Raw genomic sequence first — 17,698 nt, 5'->3', positions numbered from 1 at the left:
AAGGCTACGCCATGGAAACCGCTTTCGCCGCCATCGACATGCCGCGCACCCTGGCCGATACGGCCTATGGCGCGCTGAAACGGGACATCCTGGATTTCCGGCTGGCGCCGGGCGATCGCTTCACGGAAACCGAGATCGCGGATCGCTTGCAGGTCAGCCGCACGCCGGTGCGCGAAGCGTTGTTCCGGCTGGAGCGCGAGGGCTATCTAGAGGTGCGGCAGCGCAACGGCTGGCTGGTCAAGCCGCTGGACTTCAATACGCTGGACCATTTCTATGAACTGCGCAGCGTGCTGGAGGTTGCCGCCGTCCATGCGATATGCACGCCTGGCCAGGCCCCCGACGCCCTGCGTACCTTGCAGTCCCTGGCGGACATCTGGCTGGTGGACGACACTGACCGCTCCAGCGATGGCGAGTGGCTGGCCGACCTGGACGAACGTTTCCACATCGACCTGGTCGCCGCCGCGGGCAACCCCGAGATATCACGGGTGCACCGCGCCGCCACCGAACGCATCCGCATCGTGCGGCGGCTGGACTTCACCTTGCCCGACCGGGTAGGCAAGACCTACGAAGAACACGGCACGATCCTGCAAGCGCTGCTGGCCGGCGACGCGAGCAACGCCGCCCGGCTGCTGCAATCCCATATCCTGGAGAGCCAGACAGCCGTACGCAAGATCACGCTGCACCGGCTGTACTCCACTCGCCGGGTCAAGGCGGCTTAAAGCGCGGCCCCAAACCGGCATCAACCCGCCCCTAGCCAGCGATGCAGCACGCGCGTGATGACGGGAATGCAGATGAACACCATGATGGGCGTCAAGATCACACTGGTGATCAGCACGCGCCAGAATATCGGCAGAATGTTCAAGTGCTCGCTGACCAGTATCGAGAACACCAGCAAGACCGGAAAGTAGGCCAGCCAGATGCTGACGGCCTGCTTCCAGCGTGGCGGCGCGCTGGCGGCCTTGGGTGCAAACCAGCCGTCGGTGCCGCTGACGCGGTGCTCGTGACTCGCCCGCACCAATGTCGCCCCGCGTTCCAGCCACATCCGGCGCGGCAGGGATTTTTCCCAGCGGCCCAGGCTGATCTCATCGGTAAAGCGCAGCACGATCTGGTATTGATCACCGCCTTCCGGCGGCTGCAACACCCCCGACCCCAGAAACCCCGGGAACCCTGCCGCCAGGATTTCGCCCTGGCGCATCCAGGACAGAAAATCGCTATAGCGCTCGGGTGCGATATGCCGTGTGACCAGCATGGTGACAGGGGCGGAAACAGCGGAACGGGACATGATGGAACTCCTGGGCAGCAGTGCAGCTTGTTATGCAGTGTTAACCCTAGCAAGCCGCGTGCCAGCCCGATGGCGCTGCCATTCCCCCGCAGGCGTCGCATGCCTGAAGGCTTCCCCGGGATTGGCGCACCGCAACAGACACCATATTGGTGATTACCCTAGAACGCGCACCGCATTGGTGCATTCGGAGAAGACCTCATGAATATCAATCTGCCTGACATCGTGGCCGAGGTGACGGCGGCCTGTGAGCGCTACGAGACCGCGCTGGTCAACAACCAGGTCGACGTGCTGGATGCCTTGTTCTGGAACAGCCCGCACACCCTGCGTTACGGCGCGGGCGAAAATCTGTACGGCTACGACGCCATCCGCGCCTTCCGGGCCGCGCGTTCGCCGCAAGGCCTGGCACGCCGCGTGCTGCGCACGGCCATCACCACCTACGGCACGGACTTCGCCACCGCCAACCTGGAATTCCAGCGCGATGGCAGCGACCGCATCGGCCGTCAGAGCCAGACGTGGATGCGCACGCCCGAGGGCTGGCGCGTGGTGTCCGCGCACGTCAGCCTGATGACATAGGGCTGTCATTGCTGGCAGCCACACTTGGCCCACGACCGCAGGGGTTCGACGCGATATCGATATTCGCAATCGGCATTGAGCAGGCTGCGGTCCAGGTCTACACTGGTCATTCCTTTTACGTTGGAGCACACGCCCCATGAGCACCTACAAGATTGCGGTTTTCGTCGGAAGCCTGCGCGCCGCCTCGATCAATTTGCGACTTGCCCGTGCGCTTGAAAAGCTGGTTCCCGCCGATTTCAAGTTCGAGTACGTGAGTCTGGGCGACATCCCGCTTTACAACCAGGACAACGAAAACAACCTGCCCGCGCCGGCCGCCAAGCTCAAGCAGCAGATCGCTGACGCGCAGGGCATTTTGTTCGTCTCGCCCGAGCACAACCGCTCGCTGCCCGCCGCCATCAAGAACGCCATCGACTGGGGTTCGCGCCCGTGGGGCCAGAACTCGTGGCCCGGCAAGGCCGTCGGCATCGTCGGCGCATCGCCCAGCGCCGCCGGTACCGCCATGATGCAACAGCATCTGCGCAACATCCTCGCCGCCGAAGGCGCCAATACGCTGACGACGCCCGAAGTCTTCCTGCAATATGCGGAAGGCTTGGTCGACGATCAGTTCAACATCACCAACGAAGGCACGCGCAAGTTCCTGCAAGGCTGGATCGACCGCTATGTGGATTGGGTCAAGAAGCTGAATGCCTGATCGCCGCCGCTGCTGGCCGGGGCCATGCCCCAGCCAGCGCCGATCGCCCGATCTACCTCCGGGCGATCAAGCCCCCCGATGCGTCGGGGGGCTTTTTTTAGATCGGATCCACGGGGCCAAGGCAAACCCGCCAGATGCTTTACAGTCCAGGTTCTTGTCTACGAAGGAACGGGATTGATGAAGATGCGATGCGCGCTGCCATTCGCCATACTGCTGCTGGCCACAAGCGCTGCACAGGCCGACCCGCTGGATGCGTTCTATCAGAATCCGATCTACCGGACGGGCGATGATCCAAAGTCGTGCCAGACGTTGCCTGGCGGATTGCCACGCAAGATGGGCGTCACGGAAGACACGCGGACAGTCGCCAAGGTCCACTTGAGCGGCCGCGCGGTGACAGTCATGTGGACAGACGAGGAAGGAGGCCTGCGTTCCAGCTATTTCTACTTGCGCAAGGAAGACTGCGATTGGCTGGAACTACAGATCGCGCCCCCGGCGTTGCGTGTCGATCCCGACAAGTATGTCGCGGACCTCAAGGCCAAGTACGACAAACGCATCCACTTCCAGACGCCGCACGCCGAAAAGGTCGTCCGCGAATACCGGCTGGAATGCCCGCTGAAACCCCAACGCTATGTTCCGTTGACGAGTCTGCTGTATTCCAGCTTGTCCAGCATCGACCGCCCGAAAAGCTGGCTTGAAATCATCGTCGAGGACGACGATGGCAATATCCGCATCATCAACGACTTCCGCGGCCCCAGCGTCCCTCCCGGCGCCAACGACGGCCCGGAACGCAATGGTCCGCGCATCGACCGCTCAGGCAAGATCACGATGCGCAATACCAGCATCGTCGACACCGCATGCGGCGGCTACATGGGACCGATCTGGCGGGACAAGTAGCGCGCGCGGCGTAGCCCCCCCTACACTTATCCCCGCCAACTGTGGAGAACGTTGAGGACAGCTTTGGGGTAGACCCGAAATTCCCTGTCCTGCCAAGCACTTGCAAGGGGTGATCAAACAATGCGCAATCATCCTTTTGGATGAGTTTTCCGGCATTTATCCCCTGAAAGCCTGGATGTCCGTCCAGGCCTTTTCGCCTTGCGCCGTCGCGTGTGGAATTGTCCCAGCATTCTGTGGAAAAGCATGAGGACAGCTTGAGGGAAGACCCGAAATCCCTTGCGATATCAATGCCCTGCAAGGGGTGAGCAAGAAAGGCTCAATCGTCCCATTCCAGGCTCGGGTTGTCCCCGTCAAATGTGGATAAGCCTGAGGACAGTCCAAGGGCAGTCGCCAAAATCCCTTATGCGACAAAGACTTGGAGCATGCGCGCAAGAAACGCTCAATCGATGGCATGTTCGGCATGGGCATGAGCCCGCGCGAAACGCCGGGGATAAGGGAATAGGCTTGTCCCCATGGAATGTGGACAAGCCTATGAACAGTCGGATAACAAGCCTGAAAAGTCCTTATCCGACAGTCACTTGGAAGGGCTGCTCAAAAAAGGCGCAGCACCGAGGAATTACTTGTCCCCTTCCAGCCGCATGCCGATCTTCAACCCAACCTGCCAATGCGCCACTTTGCCGTTCTTGATGTGGCCTCGCACTTCAGTGACTTCAAACCAATCCAGATTACGCAAGGTCTCCGAGGCGCGCTCGATGGCTTTGGCAATCGCATCATCGGTGGACTTGGTGGAAGAGCCCACCAGTTCGATCTGCTTGTAGACATGATTCGACATAGCTCGTCTCCGCTAAGGGGGTGAGTCGTGAATCGTCGGCGTGCGGGCCTTTCCGGCACTTACGACCGGCAATCCATTCGAACACACAGAATACTGCTGCGGCGCTAGAGTGGTGTTACGAGTTCCGTCGCCCGGTCTCGGCAGGCGACGGAATCCCCTCCCGCAATCCAGCAAGGAGATCCCCATGCCTGAACGAAAAACCCTGGAACGGGCCAAGCGCGACAAACGCCAAGGCAAGTCGGCGTCCACGCAGGCCGGAGAATTCGTACGCGAGGAAATCGAGCACGTGCGTGAGGGCAAGCACGGTGTGCGGTCCACCAAGCAGGCCATCGCGATCGGACTGTCCAAGGCACGCCGCGCCGGTGTGAAGTTACCTGCATCCAAGACCGCCAGCGCCGCCACCAAGCGCAAAGCAGAACAGGACGCCCATGCTGCCAAGGATGGACATGCCAAATCCGCCACGCGCGCCCGGGCCACCACCACGGCATTGAAAAAGGAAAGTGCAAAGCCCGCGTCGCGCGCGGCGCTGTCCCGCCAGGCCACCAAGACGGCCAGCCAACGTAGCGCCGCGGATCGCTCGACAGCCGCAAAGAAGGCGGCGGCCACCAAAGGCGCCGCGGGGCGATCGGCGGCCGCGAAGAAAGCGGCACGCACCCGGGCCGCGAACAAACAGGCGGGCGGCGCGCACCATCGCGCAACGCATTGATCCGCCTGGCGGTTAGCCCGCGTCGAACAGCCTGAACCGTTCCTGCAAAAACTCGCGCATGCGCTTGACGGCTGGCGACAGCAGCATGCGATGCACGCACAACAGATACAGCGGCGAAGGCTCGGTGGTGTAGCCCGGCAGCAGCTCAACCAAGCGGCCCGCGCGCAGATCGGACAGCACGTCGTAATGCGACTTGTAGGCCACGCCGTGCCCTGCCAGCGCCCAGCGCCGCACCAGATCGCCGTCGTCTCCGACGCGGTCACCCTTGACGGGCACCGTGGTGCTGGTGCCCTCACGCTCAAACGTCCAGCGGTCGTGCAAGGTTTCGCCCAGCACGAAGGACAGGCAATTGTGGCGGCGCAGATCGGCCGGCACCTGCGGCACGCCATGGCGTGCCAGATAGGCGGGCGCTGCACACACCACGCGCCGGTTGTGCTCGGCCAGCGGCAAGGCCACCAGCCCCGAATCGTTCGGCGTCCCGTAGCGGATCGCGATATCGACGGGCTGACGGTACAGGTCGGCCAAGCGGTCGCTGATCCGCACCTGGAAACTCACGCGAGGATGCTGGTGCTGGAAATCATCCAACCAAGGCAGCAGCACGTGCCGCCCCAGATCCGACGGGATGGAGACCGACAAGGTGCCGGAAATCGCGGTCTTGTCGCGAGCCATCGCGTTCTTGCCCGCTTCCAGCGTGGCGATCGCAGCTCGTGCGTATTCCAGGTAGCGTTCGCCATCGCTGGTCAGCCGCAGGCTGCGCGTGGACCGCACGAACAGGCGCGTCTCAAGCGTCAGCTCCAACCGCTTGAGCGCGGCACTGGCCACCGCCGGCGTCAGATCCAGTTCGCGCGCAGCAGCGGAAAAACTGCCTTGATCGGCCGCCGCCACAAAGATCCTCAAGTCCTCGAATCGGACCATGCCCGCCTCATTTTCAAAAAATTATTGAAACTGAGTGCGATGCTAGCCGGTTTTTCAATGCACCGGACTGGGTAATGATGGCTCCATTCCCCGAGATCTTTGGAGTCACCGTATGAAAATCGAACTGAACGGCAAGAAAGCCCTGGTCACTGGGTCCTCAGGCGGTATCGGCCTGGCCATCGCCTTTGGACTGGCCGAAGCCGGCGCGGAAGTCGTGCTGCACGGCCGCAACGCCGACAAGCTGGCCCGCGCCGCGGCCGCCATCACCCAGAAATTCCCGGCCGCCCGCGTGGGCACCGTGCAAGCGGACCTGGCCACGGCCGACGGCGCGGCGTCGATCAGCGCGGCCCATCCCGATGTCGACATCCTGGTCAACAACGCCGGTTTCTTCGCCCCCAAGTCCTTCACCGAAATCACGGATGACGATTGGCAGACCATGCTGGATACCAACGTCATGAGCGGCATCCGTCTGTCGCGCTACTACCTGCCGCGCATGATGGCCGCCAACTGGGGCCGCATTGTTTTCATCTCCAGCGAATCCGCCGTGCAGATCCCTGCGGAAATGATCCACTACGGCGTCAGCAAGACGGCATTGCTGGGCGTGTCACGCGGATTGGCTGAACTGACCGCCGGCACGGGCGTCACCGTCAACGCGGTGTTGCCGGGGCCGACACGCTCGGAAGGCGTGGCGGACTTCTTCGCCGAAATGGCCAAGGAGCAAGGCGTATCCCAAGACGCCATGGAACGCGACTTCATCGCCCAGCATCGCCCGTCGTCCTTGCTGCGCCGCCTGGCCACGGTGGAAGAAGTGGCCAACATGGTCGTCTACACCTGCTCTGCACAAGCCTCCGCCACCAACGGCGCCGCCCTGCGCGTGGACGGCGGCGTTGTCCGCTCCATTCTTTGATCCCCTGAACCGAGCCGCCCCATGAAAGCCATTGCTTACTTCAAGAACCTGCCTGCCGACCACGCCGACGCACTGCAAGACATCACCGTGGACGAACCCGTGCCCGGTGACCATGACCTGTTGGTCGACGTGCACGCCATTTCCGTCAATCCGGTGGACGTGAAGATCCGCGCCAATCGTGCCCCCAAGGATGGCCAGCCTGAAATCATAGGTTGGGATGCCGCCGGGATCGTGCGCGCCGTGGGCGCCAAGACCAGCCTGTTCAAGCCCGGCGACCGTGTCTGGTACGCAGGCGCCCTGAACCGCCCAGGCGCCAACAGCGAACGCCATGTGGTGGACGAACGCATCGTCGGCCGCATGCCTGACAGCCTGGACTTCGCGCAAGCCGCCGCGCTGCCGCTGACGACCATCACCGCCTGGGAACTGCTGTTCGATCGCCTGCGGGTATTGGACAACGCCGCGCCCAGCCAACGCAGCCTGCTCGTCATCGGCGCGGCCGGTGGCGTAGGATCGATCCTGGTGCAGTTGGCACGCCAACTGACCGGCCTGACCGTGATCGGCACCGCCTCGCGGCCCGAAACGCAAGCCTGGGTACGTGAGCTGGGCGCCCATCACGTCATCGATCACGGCAAACCGCTGACGGAAGAACTCAAGCGCATCGGCTTTGATCACGTCAGCTACATCGCCGGCCTGAATCAGACCGACAAGCACTTCCCGCAAATGGCCGCAGCGATCGCCCCGCAAGGCAAGATCGCCTTGATCGACGATCCGGCCGCGATCGACGTTCGCCTCTTGAAAGGCAAATCCGCGTCGCTGCACTGGGAATTCATGTTCGCCCGCCCGCTGCACAACACGCCCGACCTGATTGCCCAACACGAACTGCTGAACCAAGCGGCCCGCCTGATCGACAACGGCACCTTGCGCACAACGCTGGGCGAGCACTACGGCAAGATCAACGCCGCCAACCTGCGCCGCGCCCACGCTTTCATCGAAAGCGGCAAGGCGCAGGGCAAAGTGGTGCTGGAAGGGTTCTGAATCCGGCTGGCCGGTCAGTTTCCCCTAGGGGCCCGCCAGATTCCTGGCGGGGCATCTCGCCATTCGGGCCAGAACGCGGTAAAAACTCGAGCGGGCTGTTCCGCCACGTGAAATTACCGGGAGTTTCCCCTGCTTGCCCATCTAATCGAACAAACGCAGGAACCTCTCTTGTGGGGGATGGCCGCGTTTACCTTGTTGATGCTACGGATGGCTCCGCTACAAGGCTGGAAGGCCGTCATCGTGGCCGGCATCGTCGCCGGCATGGTGTTCGACACCATCCAATTCCGCGTGGGGCCGCCACGCCTGTGGGATTCACTGGTGCTGAGTTCGATCCTGGCCGCATTGCTGGCGGCGGCCGTTCTGGAAACGGCCTTTCACCTGTTGGTGCGGGCGCGCGCGCGGCGGGCTCAGGGCTGAATGCTCGACGCCTGCCGGGGGCCTGGCAGCACCAGATCGTCGACCCGGTAGGTATGGAATTCGCTCACGGACACCTCATCCAACTGACGGAATTTCTGCAAGAACACGGGGTCAGAGAAGAACTCTTCCACGTTGCCCTCACCTGAAATCGCCTCGATATTCACGACTGTCTTGCCATCCGTGCTTTTGGCCAGATTGCTCCAAAGAAAGCCCGGCTTGGTTTCCGCCACATAGTGAACGACATCCTGAATCGCCTTGAATGCGTCCTCTTGCCGGCCGGGATGGGCATGGATGACGTTGACGATGAATACCGTGGCCTGCGGCGCTGGCGAAAACATGGCCTTGGGGATAAGCGACATCAATAGCTCCTGTTGAAACAACAGAAGCCACTATGGCCGCAACACGCCCCTGAAAAAAGAGGCCGGCAGGCGCAACACTGCGGACATGCGCGTCCGCAATCAATATGCGCCACGGAACGCCAGGAGGCGCCTAGCCGCGCCCTTCCCGCTTGGCGCGGGCATGTGGGTCATTGATCTCGGCTTCGATTTCGGCAATCAACCAGTCGAACCAGCCCGTCTCCGTCCGGGCGTACACCACGGCAGAAGGCGTCTTGCCATCGCGCCAGCCGGCTTGATGCGTATCCATCCAGGAAGCCAGGCTCTTGTGCGGGGCCAACAGACCCGACAGCCACGTCCAGACGTACTCCGGCACATTGCGCCGGAAGCCCTTCGCGCTGGCGTAAACGGTGGGCTCAAGCGGCAAGTTGCCTGAACGGGCCAGCTTCGCCTGCACCCGGCGCAGCGTCTCGGCCGCAGCCTGCAATTGTTCGGTGCTGAGCTTTTTCACGTAGGACTCCTGGATTGGGATTGCCCGGATTATCGCCGGAGGAACCGGCGGTTTCCAAGCCTGGCGTTCAGCCAGCATCGCGCGGGCTCGCGCCCGTCATCCCCGCTGAGCGCGAGGCAGCGTCAGGCCCAGCAACGCCGTCGCACTGAAGCGCGCCCCCGGCTCCAGTAACCGCATGCCTGTCCGCGTATCGCCCGCCGCCGCCAGATTGAAGGCGTCCGCCACCTGAGTGACCGGCTCCACACACAGGAAATCAGCGCCCGGCGCGGTGTACACGACCAGATGCGCAAAGGCCGCGTCCGCGTGCAGCGCCAGTGCATGTCCGTCCGCCCAATGCAAGGTCGCGCGCCCCTCCCATTGCGACAGGTAGATATCGCAGCCCTCGGCCGATTGCCGCAGTTCCCGTACATGCTTGACCTGACTACCCGTGGGCAAGCCATCCGTGTCCGCCGGCCACACGCGCCGCGCGTTCAACGTGACCCGCTCGGCCGTGAAATACGGGTGGATGCCCAAGCCGAAAGGCATGGGCGTCTCGCCTTGGTTGATGATGCTGAGCGACAGGCTCAGCCCGCGCGCATCCAGCCGGTAGCGCTGCACGCATTCAAACGGCCAGGGCCAACCCAGCACGCCCGCAGGCTGGTTCAGCACCAGATCCACCGAGTCCGCCGCATGATTGCGCACCTGCCACGCCTGAAACAGGCCCGCGCCATGTATCGCGTGGGGTCTTCCCGGCACGGATTGCAGCGCGTGCCTCGCGCCATCGAAGGTGAACACACCGTCGCGGATGCGATTGGAATATGGCGCCAGCGGGTAAGACCCCGCGCGCGGCCATTTGCCCGCCGGCCATGCCGTGGCGGTCAGCGGCACGATCCAGTCATGCGCACCGGTGGACAGACGGGTCAAACGCCCGCCCCCGCCCGGCGCGAATTCGGCTTGATGCGCCCCGCTGGCGATGACAACGCGCTCGGCCGCATCCAGGGGATCGGCGAAAGGAAAATCCGGCATTTCGTACTCCCACGGCGCACAGAAGGCCGCGTGGCAGGATTGTGCCGCCCGCCTCCCGGCGCGGCAAGTTCACCTAGCGCAGCAGCGCCTTCATCATGCGCCCGAGCCAACGCCCTCGCGGGCCCGCAAAGCGAACGCCCGGACGTCCTGTCCGTCAGCCGCTTGCAGGTCGCGTCACGCTCGACGCGGCGCCTCTCCCTGCTGGCGATCTGATCTGGTCATCTAGATGTCACTGTGACCGACTATCTTCTGTGCCACACCGCCGCCCGCGAAGGTATCCCATGCTTACGTTGCCCTATCTAGAAACCCTGTTCGCCCACCACGGCACCGCCTACTACGGCGGCGAAGCCATCAGCCAGACCGAACACGCCCTGCAATGCGCGCAACTGGCCGAACAGGCAGGCGAACCCGCACCCCTTATCGTGGCGGCGCTGCTGCATGACATCGGCCACCTCATGCTTGCCGAGAACATCACCACCGACATGCGCCACCAGGAAGTCGCCGCCGACGCCCTGGCCCAATTATTCAACCACGACGTCACCGCCCCCGTGCGCCTGCACGTCGCGGCCAAACGCTATCTGGGTGCGATGGATCCGGCTTACGTGGATACGCTGTCTCCGGCCTCGGTGCACAGCCTGGAACTACAGGGCGGCGTCTTCACGCCGGAGCAGACCGAAAGGTTCACCACGCAACCCCACGCCCTGGCGGCAGTGCGCCTGCGCCGCTATGACGACTTGGCCAAGGTGGTCGGTTTGAGTACGCCGCCGCTGGAACACTATCTGGGGATTGCCCAGCGGTGTTTGCGGACGATTTAAGACGCCCAGCGCTGGACCGCAATCCGTGCCCCGAGGAATGGAGGTATCACTGATATCAGGGATATTTGTAAACGTATGATTTTAATGGGTCATTACCGATAAGGAATTGCTGGCCTGCCAGGCAGCCAGTTGATTTGCTGACTGGCGCAGGGATTGCGGCGCATGGAGGAAGAGCTACCAGACTGTAGCTGCCACCATCTTGGTGGCAACCCACTGCGCCAGGACAAACAAGTCCTGCCCTCCTTTCCCTGCCCCCTCTCCGGCCCGATACAATCACGGGCATGAATTCAGCAACACAAACCACCGCCGCCGACGCCCACGCGGGCCACACCCCCATGATGCAGCAATACCTCCGCTTGAAAGCGGAGGCAGGCCCCTTGCTGCTCTTCTACCGCATGGGCGACTTCTATGAAATGTTCTATGAAGACGCGGAACGTGGCGCGCGGCTGCTGAACCTGACGCTCACCAAGCGCGGTTCCTCCAACGGTATTCCGATCCCCATGGCCGGCCTGCCCGTGCACGCCATGGAGCAATACCTGGCCCGCCTGGTCGCGATGGGCGAATCCATCGCCATCTGCGAACAGATCGGCGATCCGGCCACGTCCAAGGGGCCGGTCGAGCGCCGCATCGTGCGCATCGTCACGCCCGGCACCTTGACCGACGACGCGCTGTTGCCGGCCAAGGCGGATCGCGCGCTGGCCGCCGTGTTCGTCTCGGGCAACGCGCGCGCGCCGCGCGCCGGCCTGGCATGGCTGAACCTGGCCAGCGGTGAATTCCGCGTGACCGAATGCGCGCCGGCCCAGCTTGAATCCGAACTGCACCGCGTCGCCCCCGCCGAGATCATCTGCGCCGACACCGCCGATTTCGATTTCCCGTTTGACGGCGCCCGCGCCCGCGTCCCGGACTGGCACTTTGAAAGCGACGGCGCGCGCGCGCACCTGCTCGCGCACTTCAAGACCGACACGCTGGCGGGCTTCGACATCGAGGACATGCCAGCAGGCATTTGCGCTGCTGGCGCGCTGCTGCGCTATGCGGCACGCACCCAGTCGCAAGCATTGGCCCACGTGCAAAGCCTGTCGGCCGAACGCCCAGGCCAATACGTGCTGCTGGATCCCGTCACCCGCCGCAACCTGGAACTGACGCAAACGCTATCGGGTGAAGACTCGCCCACGCTGTTCTCGTTGCTGGACGGCTGCCGCACGCCGATGGGCAGCCGCCTGCTGCGCCGGTGGCTGCACCATCCGCTGCGCGAGAACGAACAGGCGCTGGCACGTCAGCAAGCCATCTCGGCGCTGCTGGCCGGCCGCATGGACGTCGAACAGACCTTTGGCTCGGCCGGCCTGCTGGAAGCGATGCGCACCGCGCTGAACGCCTTCCCCGACATTGAACGCATCGCCGCGCGCCTGGCGCTGCGCTCGGTGCGCCCGCGTGAACTGGCCAGCCTGCGCGATGCGCTGGAGTCCCTGCCGGCCTTGCGCGACCTGGTTGAACCCATGGCGGACTCCCCCCGCCTGGGCGAATTGATCTCGCACCTGTCCGTGGACCCGGCGCTGGCCGCGTTGCTGGTGCGCTCCATCGCGCCGGAGCCGTCCGTGGCCATCCGCGACGGCGGCGTGCTGGCCACGGGTTTCGATGCTGAATTGGACGAACTGCGAGGCCTGGCAGCAGACGGCGGCGACTTCCTGATTCAACTGGAAGCGCGTGAGCGCGAGCGCACGGGCATCAGTAACCTGCGCGTGGAATTCAACCGCGTGCATGGCTTCTATATCGAAGTCAGCAAGGGCCAGACGGCCAAGGTGCCGGAAGACTACCGCCGCCGCCAGACACTGAAGAACGCCGAACGCTACATCACGCCCGAGCTCAAGACCTGGGAAGACAAGGTACTGTCCGCGCAAGACCGTTCGCTTGCCCGTGAAAAGTGGCTGTTCGAGCAATTGCTGGATGTGCTGGCCGAACACGTGCGGCCGCTGTCGGATTGCGCCGCCGCACTGGCTGAACTGGACACGCTGGCGGCGCTGGCCGACCATGCGCGCCGCCACGACTGGATGGCGCCCGACCTGTCCGAACAGGCCGATATCGATATCGAAGCCGGCCGCCATCCGGTGGTTGAACACGCCATCGAACGCTTCACCCCCAACGGTTGCCGCTTGGATCCCGCGCGCCGCATGCTGCTGATCACCGGCCCGAACATGGGCGGTAAATCGACGTACATGCGGCAGATAGCGTTGATTGTTCTGCTGGCGCGCATCGGCAGCTTCGTGCCGGCCACACGCGCCCGGATCGGCAAGATCGACCGTATCTTCACCCGCATCGGCGCAGCCGACGACCTGGCGGGTGGACGCTCGACCTTCATGATGGAAATGACCGAAGCGGCCGCCATCCTGTCGGCCAGCACGCCCAACAGCCTGGTGCTGATGGACGAAATCGGTCGCGGCACGTCCACCTATGACGGCTTGGCCCTGGCCTGGGCCATTGCCTGCCGCCTGCTGGCCCACAACCGTGCGCTGACGCTGTTTGCCACCCACTATTTTGAACTGACGCGACTGCCGGCGGAACAGCCGGCATCCGCCAACGTGCATCTGGCTGCGGCGGAATCGGCCAGCGGCATCGTCTTCCTGCACGAAGTGCGTGAAGGCCCCGCCAGCCGCAGCTACGGGATTCAAGTAGCGCAACGCGCCGGCGTCCCCGCCGCCGTGATCCGTCAAGCCACGCGCGAACTCGAACGCTTGGAAGCGCAGGGTTCGCCCACACCGCAACTGGGCCTGTTCTCGGCGGCCGCAGATGCCGACGCGCAGGCCTATGCCGAGTCCGAGCGTTCGGACACCATCGAAGCGCTGGACGCCTTGCGCGAAGCGCTTGCCGGCATCGACCCCGACAGCCTCACCCCGCGCGAAGCGCTGGATGCCCTCTACCGCCTGAAGAAGCACCTTCAATGAACCTCGACCAACGCCTGCCGCTGCTGGGCAACCAAAGCCCCAACGACTTCATGCGCCGCTATTGGCAGCGCAAGCCGCTGCTGATCCGCCAGGCCATCCCCAACTTCAAGCCGCCGCTGACCATTGCCGCCATCAAGAAGCTGGCACGCCGCGATGACGTGGAATCGCGCCTGATCTGGCGTGAGAACGGTGAATGGCAAATGGAGAATGGCCCGTTCGCCCGTCTGCCCAAAGACAATGAAGGGGACTGGACGCTGTTGGTGCAAAGCGTGGACCTGCTGAGCGATGCGGCGTCCGAACTGATGGGACTGTTCCGCTTCATTCCCGACGCCCGCCTGGATGACGTAATGATCAGCATCGCCAGCCACGGCGGCGGCGTGGGCCCGCACTTCGACAGCTATGACGTGTTCCTGCTGCAAGCCGCAGGCGAACGTGAATGGAGCTACGGCCGCCAGAAAGACCTGTCGCTGGAAGAGGGTCTGCCGCTGAAGATCCTCAGCAATTTCCAGCCCGAGGAAAAAGCCGTGCTGGCCCCTGGCGACATGCTTTACCTGCCGCCGCAGGCTGCCCATGACGGCATCGCCGTGGGCGATGGCTGCATGACGATCTCGATCGGTTTCCGCGCCCCCACGCAGGCGACGCTTGCGCGCGGTCTGCTGGAAGCCGCCGCCGATCAGGTCATGGCGCGCGTCGGGCTGCTGGGTGGTCCTTACGGCGAACCGGCCTTGCCCGGCCCGAAGCTGTCGGCCGTCTACCGGGATCCGGGCCAACCGGCCGTCGACACCCCGGCTGCCCTGCCCGATGCCCTGGTGGCTGCCACGCTTGAAACCGTTGAAAAGCTGCGCTTCGACGATGCGCTGGCTTCACGCTTTTTGGGCTGCTGGCTCACCGAGCCCCACAACCTCAGCGTGTTCGACGCACCCGACGGCATGAACGTGGATCTTGAAGAGGACTGGCCTGCATCCGGCCGCCTTGTGCTGGATCGCCGCAGCCGCATGCTGTATCGCGGCAAGCAACTGTTCATCAACGGTGAAACCGCGATGACGCCCGCCGAAGCCGCGCTGCGTACGCTGGCAGACGCGCGCAGCCTGGATTGCTCGGACCCGGCTTGCGCCAAGCTTTCGGACGACGCACGGTCATGTCTGGCGGATTGGTTGGATTCGGGGTGGATTCACTACGTCGCGGCGTAGTATCCAGACACCTGCGCGTATCTGACTTGCACAGAAAGCAATCAGGTCTATGCTTCCGGTCACATAAGGAAAGACATAACACGGAGCTGAAAGGTTTGTTGCCGTTGGGATGCGACCTTTTTAACTTTTACACGCGATCGAGCGTCGGCTTCCTGTAGCCTGAGTTCTGGTTTCCCCTAAGGGGGTTTCAAGAGTCGTCATCTACAGGAGTCCAAAAATGATGAGCAAAACCTTGATTATTGCCTCGGTGCTGGCAGTCTCGCTCAGCGCTTGCAACAAGAAGGAAGATGCCCCGGCGCCCGCGACCAACCCCACTCCGGGCGCAAGCACACCTGCACCCTCCACCACGCCTCCGGCGACGTCGCCGGCTCCGGCCCCCACCCCCGGCACCACGCCTGGTGGCGGATCGAACACCCCGGGCGGCTCGACCACGCCCGCGTCTTAATAAAAACAGAGACGAACCCCCGCTCTGAAGACGTGAAAAAGCCCCGGCAGTCAAACTGCCGGGGCTTTTTTTGCGTCTATCGCCGCCAAAGAAAAAGGCCCCCGGCAAGGGGGCCTTTCACATCAAACCGGCGCCAAGGCACCGGCTTGGCGCACTTTACATCTTGTCCTTCAAGACGCTCAGCAGGCGCTGGGCCGTGGCGCTGTTGTCGCGGGCACCGGTAGAGTCCAACACCGTCACCGTGGTCTGATCGCCCGTGGCGGCCAGGTGGATGCGGTATTGCGCAGCCTCGGCCTTCTTGTCGCCCGAGAACATGCGGCTGAAGAAGCCCGGCTGTTCGTTCTTCTCGCCCGTGTCGGTATCGACATAGCGTACGAAGTAGTCGCCGGCAGAACGGTCGCGGTCATCGACGGCAAAGCCACCGCCATCCAGCGCCACGCCAACACGGCGCCATGCGCGGTCAAACGATTCGGCAACCAGCAACGAAGAGCCTTGCGTACGCACGTCTTCCTGCACCGCGGGCTTCTGCGGCGCGGCCTCAGCCTGCTGCACCAGCTTGCGGGCATTGTCCACGTCGGAACCCAGGTAGACCATCATGCGGGCCAGCATGGCGGCGTTCAGGCCCGGATCTTCCTTGCCGTTCTGCCATTGCACTTGACCGCCATCGGTGCCGACGCGCTTTTCGAGCATCTGGCGATGGCTGACATAGACTTCGGTATGACCATTGACGCGCTCGACGCGGGTACGGAATTTCTCGCGTTCGCCGCTATCCCAGGCCGATTCCAGCACCGCGCCCAGGGCTTGGCGCAGCCAGCTTTCCGGGATCTTGGCGCGGTTTTCCGCCCAGTCGGTTTCGATCAGGCCAGCGCCAGGATTGTTGCTGGCGACGGTAAAGCCGTTTTCGGTCCAGAAGTCGACCAAACGCGGGAAGACGTCTTCGGGAGCACGGTCAACGACCAGCCAGCGCAGGTCGCCGTCACGCTCGACGCGCATGTCCTGGCGGCCAGGAAGCACGTTGCTGGTTTTCGGGGCGGTGGCTTGCGCCTGGCCCTGTTGCTGGAACTGCGAGTACGTCGTCGAGCCTGAAGCGGGCGCGCGATAACGCGGGTCGCTGTTGGCCTGAGTCAGATCCGGCGGGATGCTCAGAGGCTCTCCACGCTGGGTGACGGCGCTCTTGTAGTTGACGGATTCTTCATTGCCCAGGAATTGATTGACCTCACTGCAACCGGCCAACAACACCAGAGACATCAATGCCGACAAACCGGCATGACGCTTGTTCATACGTATCCTCACGATATTTAGAGCAGACCCGTTTCCTGGAGCGCGCGACGCACGACTTCGTGGTTCTGCGATCCCAGTTCAACCAGCGGGAGCCGGTAGCCCAGTGCGCCGTGGCCCATTTCGGCCAACGCCCACTTGACGGGGATGGGATTGGCTTCAACGAACAAAGCCTTGTTCAGACGCGCCAGGAAGGCGTTTAGTTCACGCACCTTCGGCACATCGCCGGCAAGGGCTGCTGCACAGAGGTCGTGCATCAGCTTGGGCGCCACGTTGGCGGTCACGGAAATGTTGCCGCGCGCACCCAGCAGGATCAGGGCAGCGGCAGTGGGGTCATCACCGCTGAACACCTGGAAGCTTGCGGGCGCTTCGCGCAGCAGCAGGCCGCCGCGGGCGATGTCGCCGGTGGCGTCCTTGATGCCGATGATGCCAGGCACCTGCGCCAGGCGCAGAACCGTTTCGTTGCTCATGTCAGCAACGGTGCGACCCGGCACGTTGTACAGGATCGTTGGCAGATCGACGGCTTCCGCGATGGTGCGGAAATGGCGGTACAGACCTTCTTGCGAAGGCTTGTTGTAATAGGGAACGACCGACAGGCCGGCCTGCGCGCCCACTGCCTTGGCGTGGCGCGTCAGGTGGATGGCTTCGTCGGTGGAGTTGGCGCCCACGCCAGCAATGACCGGGATGCGGCCAGCGGCATGTTCAACCGCGACGCGGATCAATTCCGCGTGCTCTTCCATGGAGACCGTGGGTGACTCCCCGGTGGTGCCCACCACCACCAGCGCGTCGGTTCCTTCCTGGACGTGCCAGTCGATCAATGACCGATAAGCTGCGTAATCCAGGCTGCCATCGGGCTGCATGGGAGTGACCAGGGCCACCAAGCTGCCCTGGAAATTAACGCCTGCGGCGGTTGCAGGGGATGCCATAAATG

The 17,698-nt window shown here is 63.5% G+C and carries 20 protein-coding genes; 12 read left to right on the top strand and 8 right to left on the bottom strand.

Annotated elements, in window-relative coordinates; genetic code table 11:
• Window positions 1-11 precede the first annotated feature (11 nt).
• Window positions 12-719 carry a GntR family transcriptional regulator gene (locus HV753_RS08040; RefSeq protein WP_175173935.1) on the top strand — a complete coding sequence of 236 codons (708 nt, stop codon included), beginning with the start codon at window positions 12-14 and terminating at the stop codon, window positions 717-719.
• A gap of 20 nt (window positions 720-739) precedes the next feature.
• Here the strand turns inward: HV753_RS08040 and HV753_RS08035 are convergent, their stop codons facing one another.
• Window positions 740-1,282: a putative antibiotic biosynthesis monooxygenase gene (locus tag HV753_RS08035; protein ID WP_175173934.1), complete on the bottom strand. Its 543-nt coding sequence runs from the start codon at window positions 1,280-1,282 to the stop codon at window positions 740-742.
• A gap of 198 nt (window positions 1,283-1,480) precedes the next feature.
• Between HV753_RS08035 and hpxZ the strand changes: the two genes are divergently transcribed.
• The 3 genes from hpxZ to HV753_RS08020 all read left to right on the top strand — a co-directional run bounded on the left by hpxZ (window position 1,481) and on the right by HV753_RS08020 (window position 3,440).
• Window positions 1,481-1,855 carry an oxalurate catabolism protein HpxZ gene (hpxZ, locus tag HV753_RS08030; protein WP_175173933.1) on the top strand — a complete coding sequence of 125 codons (375 nt, stop codon included), beginning with the start codon at window positions 1,481-1,483 and terminating at the stop codon, window positions 1,853-1,855.
• 136 nt (window positions 1,856-1,991) lie between these two features.
• A complete protein-coding gene (locus tag HV753_RS08025; RefSeq protein ID WP_175173932.1) occupies window positions 1,992-2,546 on the top strand; it encodes an NADPH-dependent FMN reductase in 555 nt (184 codons plus the stop codon).
• A 177-nt stretch (window positions 2,547-2,723) separates the two neighbouring features.
• Window positions 2,724-3,440, top strand: a complete 717-nt coding sequence (locus HV753_RS08020) for a hypothetical protein (RefSeq protein WP_175173931.1) — start codon at window positions 2,724-2,726, stop codon at window positions 3,438-3,440.
• A gap of 616 nt (window positions 3,441-4,056) precedes the next feature.
• On the opposite strand, the gene HV753_RS08015 is transcribed toward HV753_RS08020, so the two are convergent.
• On the bottom strand, window positions 4,057-4,272 hold the full coding sequence (locus HV753_RS08015) for a dodecin (RefSeq protein ID WP_175173930.1): 216 nt from the start codon (window positions 4,270-4,272) through the stop codon (window positions 4,057-4,059).
• Between the two features lie 184 nt (window positions 4,273-4,456).
• On the opposite strand from HV753_RS08015, the gene HV753_RS08010 reads away from it, so the two are divergent.
• Window positions 4,457-4,978, top strand: coding sequence for a DUF6496 domain-containing protein (locus HV753_RS08010; RefSeq protein WP_175173929.1), 522 nt, complete (start codon window positions 4,457-4,459; stop codon window positions 4,976-4,978).
• Between the two features lie 12 nt (window positions 4,979-4,990).
• Here the strand turns inward: HV753_RS08010 and HV753_RS08005 are convergent, their stop codons facing one another.
• Window positions 4,991-5,893 carry a LysR family transcriptional regulator gene (locus tag HV753_RS08005; protein ID WP_175173928.1) on the bottom strand — a complete coding sequence of 301 codons (903 nt, stop codon included), beginning with the start codon at window positions 5,891-5,893 and terminating at the stop codon, window positions 4,991-4,993.
• Window positions 5,894-6,005: 112 nt separating this feature from the next.
• On the opposite strand from HV753_RS08005, the gene HV753_RS08000 reads away from it, so the two are divergent.
• The 3 genes from HV753_RS08000 (at window position 6,006) to HV753_RS07990 (ending at window position 8,252) form a co-directional block, all read left to right on the top strand.
• Window positions 6,006-6,800: an SDR family NAD(P)-dependent oxidoreductase gene (locus HV753_RS08000; protein ID WP_175173927.1), complete on the top strand. Its 795-nt coding sequence runs from the start codon at window positions 6,006-6,008 to the stop codon at window positions 6,798-6,800.
• Between the two features lie 21 nt (window positions 6,801-6,821).
• Entirely contained in the window at window positions 6,822-7,835 is a 1,014-nt protein-coding gene (locus HV753_RS07995; RefSeq protein WP_175173926.1) for a zinc-binding alcohol dehydrogenase family protein, read from the top strand.
• A 207-nt stretch (window positions 7,836-8,042) separates the two neighbouring features.
• The gene (locus HV753_RS07990) at window positions 8,043-8,252 is read left to right on the top strand and encodes a hypothetical protein (RefSeq protein WP_246288195.1); all 210 of its coding nucleotides are present in this window, start codon (window positions 8,043-8,045) and stop codon (window positions 8,250-8,252) included.
• Here HV753_RS07990 and HV753_RS07985 read toward each other — a convergent pair.
• The 3 genes from HV753_RS07985 to HV753_RS07975 all read right to left on the bottom strand — a co-directional run bounded on the left by HV753_RS07985 (window position 8,243) and on the right by HV753_RS07975 (window position 10,103).
• Window positions 8,243-8,611 carry an antibiotic biosynthesis monooxygenase gene (locus HV753_RS07985; protein ID WP_175173924.1) on the bottom strand — a complete coding sequence of 123 codons (369 nt, stop codon included), beginning with the start codon at window positions 8,609-8,611 and terminating at the stop codon, window positions 8,243-8,245. The two genes, HV753_RS07990 and HV753_RS07985, sit on opposite strands and share 10 nt — an antisense overlap.
• Before the next feature lie 130 nt (window positions 8,612-8,741).
• Window positions 8,742-9,098 (bottom strand): hypothetical protein, encoded by a 357-nt coding sequence (locus HV753_RS07980; RefSeq protein WP_175173923.1) that lies wholly within the window; start codon window positions 9,096-9,098, stop codon window positions 8,742-8,744.
• Between the two features lie 96 nt (window positions 9,099-9,194).
• Window positions 9,195-10,103 carry an aldose epimerase family protein gene (locus HV753_RS07975; RefSeq protein ID WP_175173922.1) on the bottom strand — a complete coding sequence of 303 codons (909 nt, stop codon included), beginning with the start codon at window positions 10,101-10,103 and terminating at the stop codon, window positions 9,195-9,197.
• Between the two features lie 281 nt (window positions 10,104-10,384).
• On the opposite strand from HV753_RS07975, the gene HV753_RS07970 reads away from it, so the two are divergent.
• The 4 genes from HV753_RS07970 to HV753_RS07955 all read left to right on the top strand — a co-directional run bounded on the left by HV753_RS07970 (window position 10,385) and on the right by HV753_RS07955 (window position 15,489).
• Complete coding sequence (locus HV753_RS07970; protein WP_175173921.1) at window positions 10,385-10,918, top strand: phosphonate degradation HD-domain oxygenase; 534 nt, start codon at window positions 10,385-10,387, stop codon at window positions 10,916-10,918.
• 281 nt (window positions 10,919-11,199) lie between these two features.
• Window positions 11,200-13,854, top strand: a complete 2,655-nt coding sequence (mutS, locus tag HV753_RS07965) for a DNA mismatch repair protein MutS (RefSeq protein ID WP_246288194.1) — start codon at window positions 11,200-11,202, stop codon at window positions 13,852-13,854.
• Complete coding sequence (locus HV753_RS07960; RefSeq protein WP_175173920.1) at window positions 13,851-15,044, top strand: ribosomal protein uL16 3-hydroxylase; 1,194 nt, start codon at window positions 13,851-13,853, stop codon at window positions 15,042-15,044. Before mutS ends, HV753_RS07960 begins: the two co-directional genes overlap by 4 nt.
• Before the next feature lie 217 nt (window positions 15,045-15,261).
• Window positions 15,262-15,489: an endopeptidase gene (locus tag HV753_RS07955; RefSeq protein ID WP_175173919.1), complete on the top strand. Its 228-nt coding sequence runs from the start codon at window positions 15,262-15,264 to the stop codon at window positions 15,487-15,489.
• Window positions 15,490-15,645: 156 nt separating this feature from the next.
• On the opposite strand, the gene bamC is transcribed toward HV753_RS07955, so the two are convergent.
• Both bamC and dapA read right to left on the bottom strand, forming a co-directional pair.
• The gene (bamC, locus tag HV753_RS07950; protein ID WP_175173918.1) at window positions 15,646-16,770 is read right to left on the bottom strand and encodes an outer membrane protein assembly factor BamC; all 1,125 of its coding nucleotides are present in this window, start codon (window positions 16,768-16,770) and stop codon (window positions 15,646-15,648) included.
• A gap of 17 nt (window positions 16,771-16,787) precedes the next feature.
• Window positions 16,788-17,693, bottom strand: coding sequence for a 4-hydroxy-tetrahydrodipicolinate synthase (gene dapA, locus HV753_RS07945; protein ID WP_175173917.1), 906 nt, complete (start codon window positions 17,691-17,693; stop codon window positions 16,788-16,790).
• Between the last annotated feature and the right edge of the window lie 5 nt (window positions 17,694-17,698).

It is taken from the genome of Achromobacter pestifer, assembly GCF_902859625.1.
Classification (GTDB): Bacteria; Pseudomonadota; Gammaproteobacteria; order Burkholderiales; family Burkholderiaceae_B; genus Achromobacter; species Achromobacter pestifer.
This window is presented reverse-complemented; position numbering and strand designations above follow the sequence as displayed.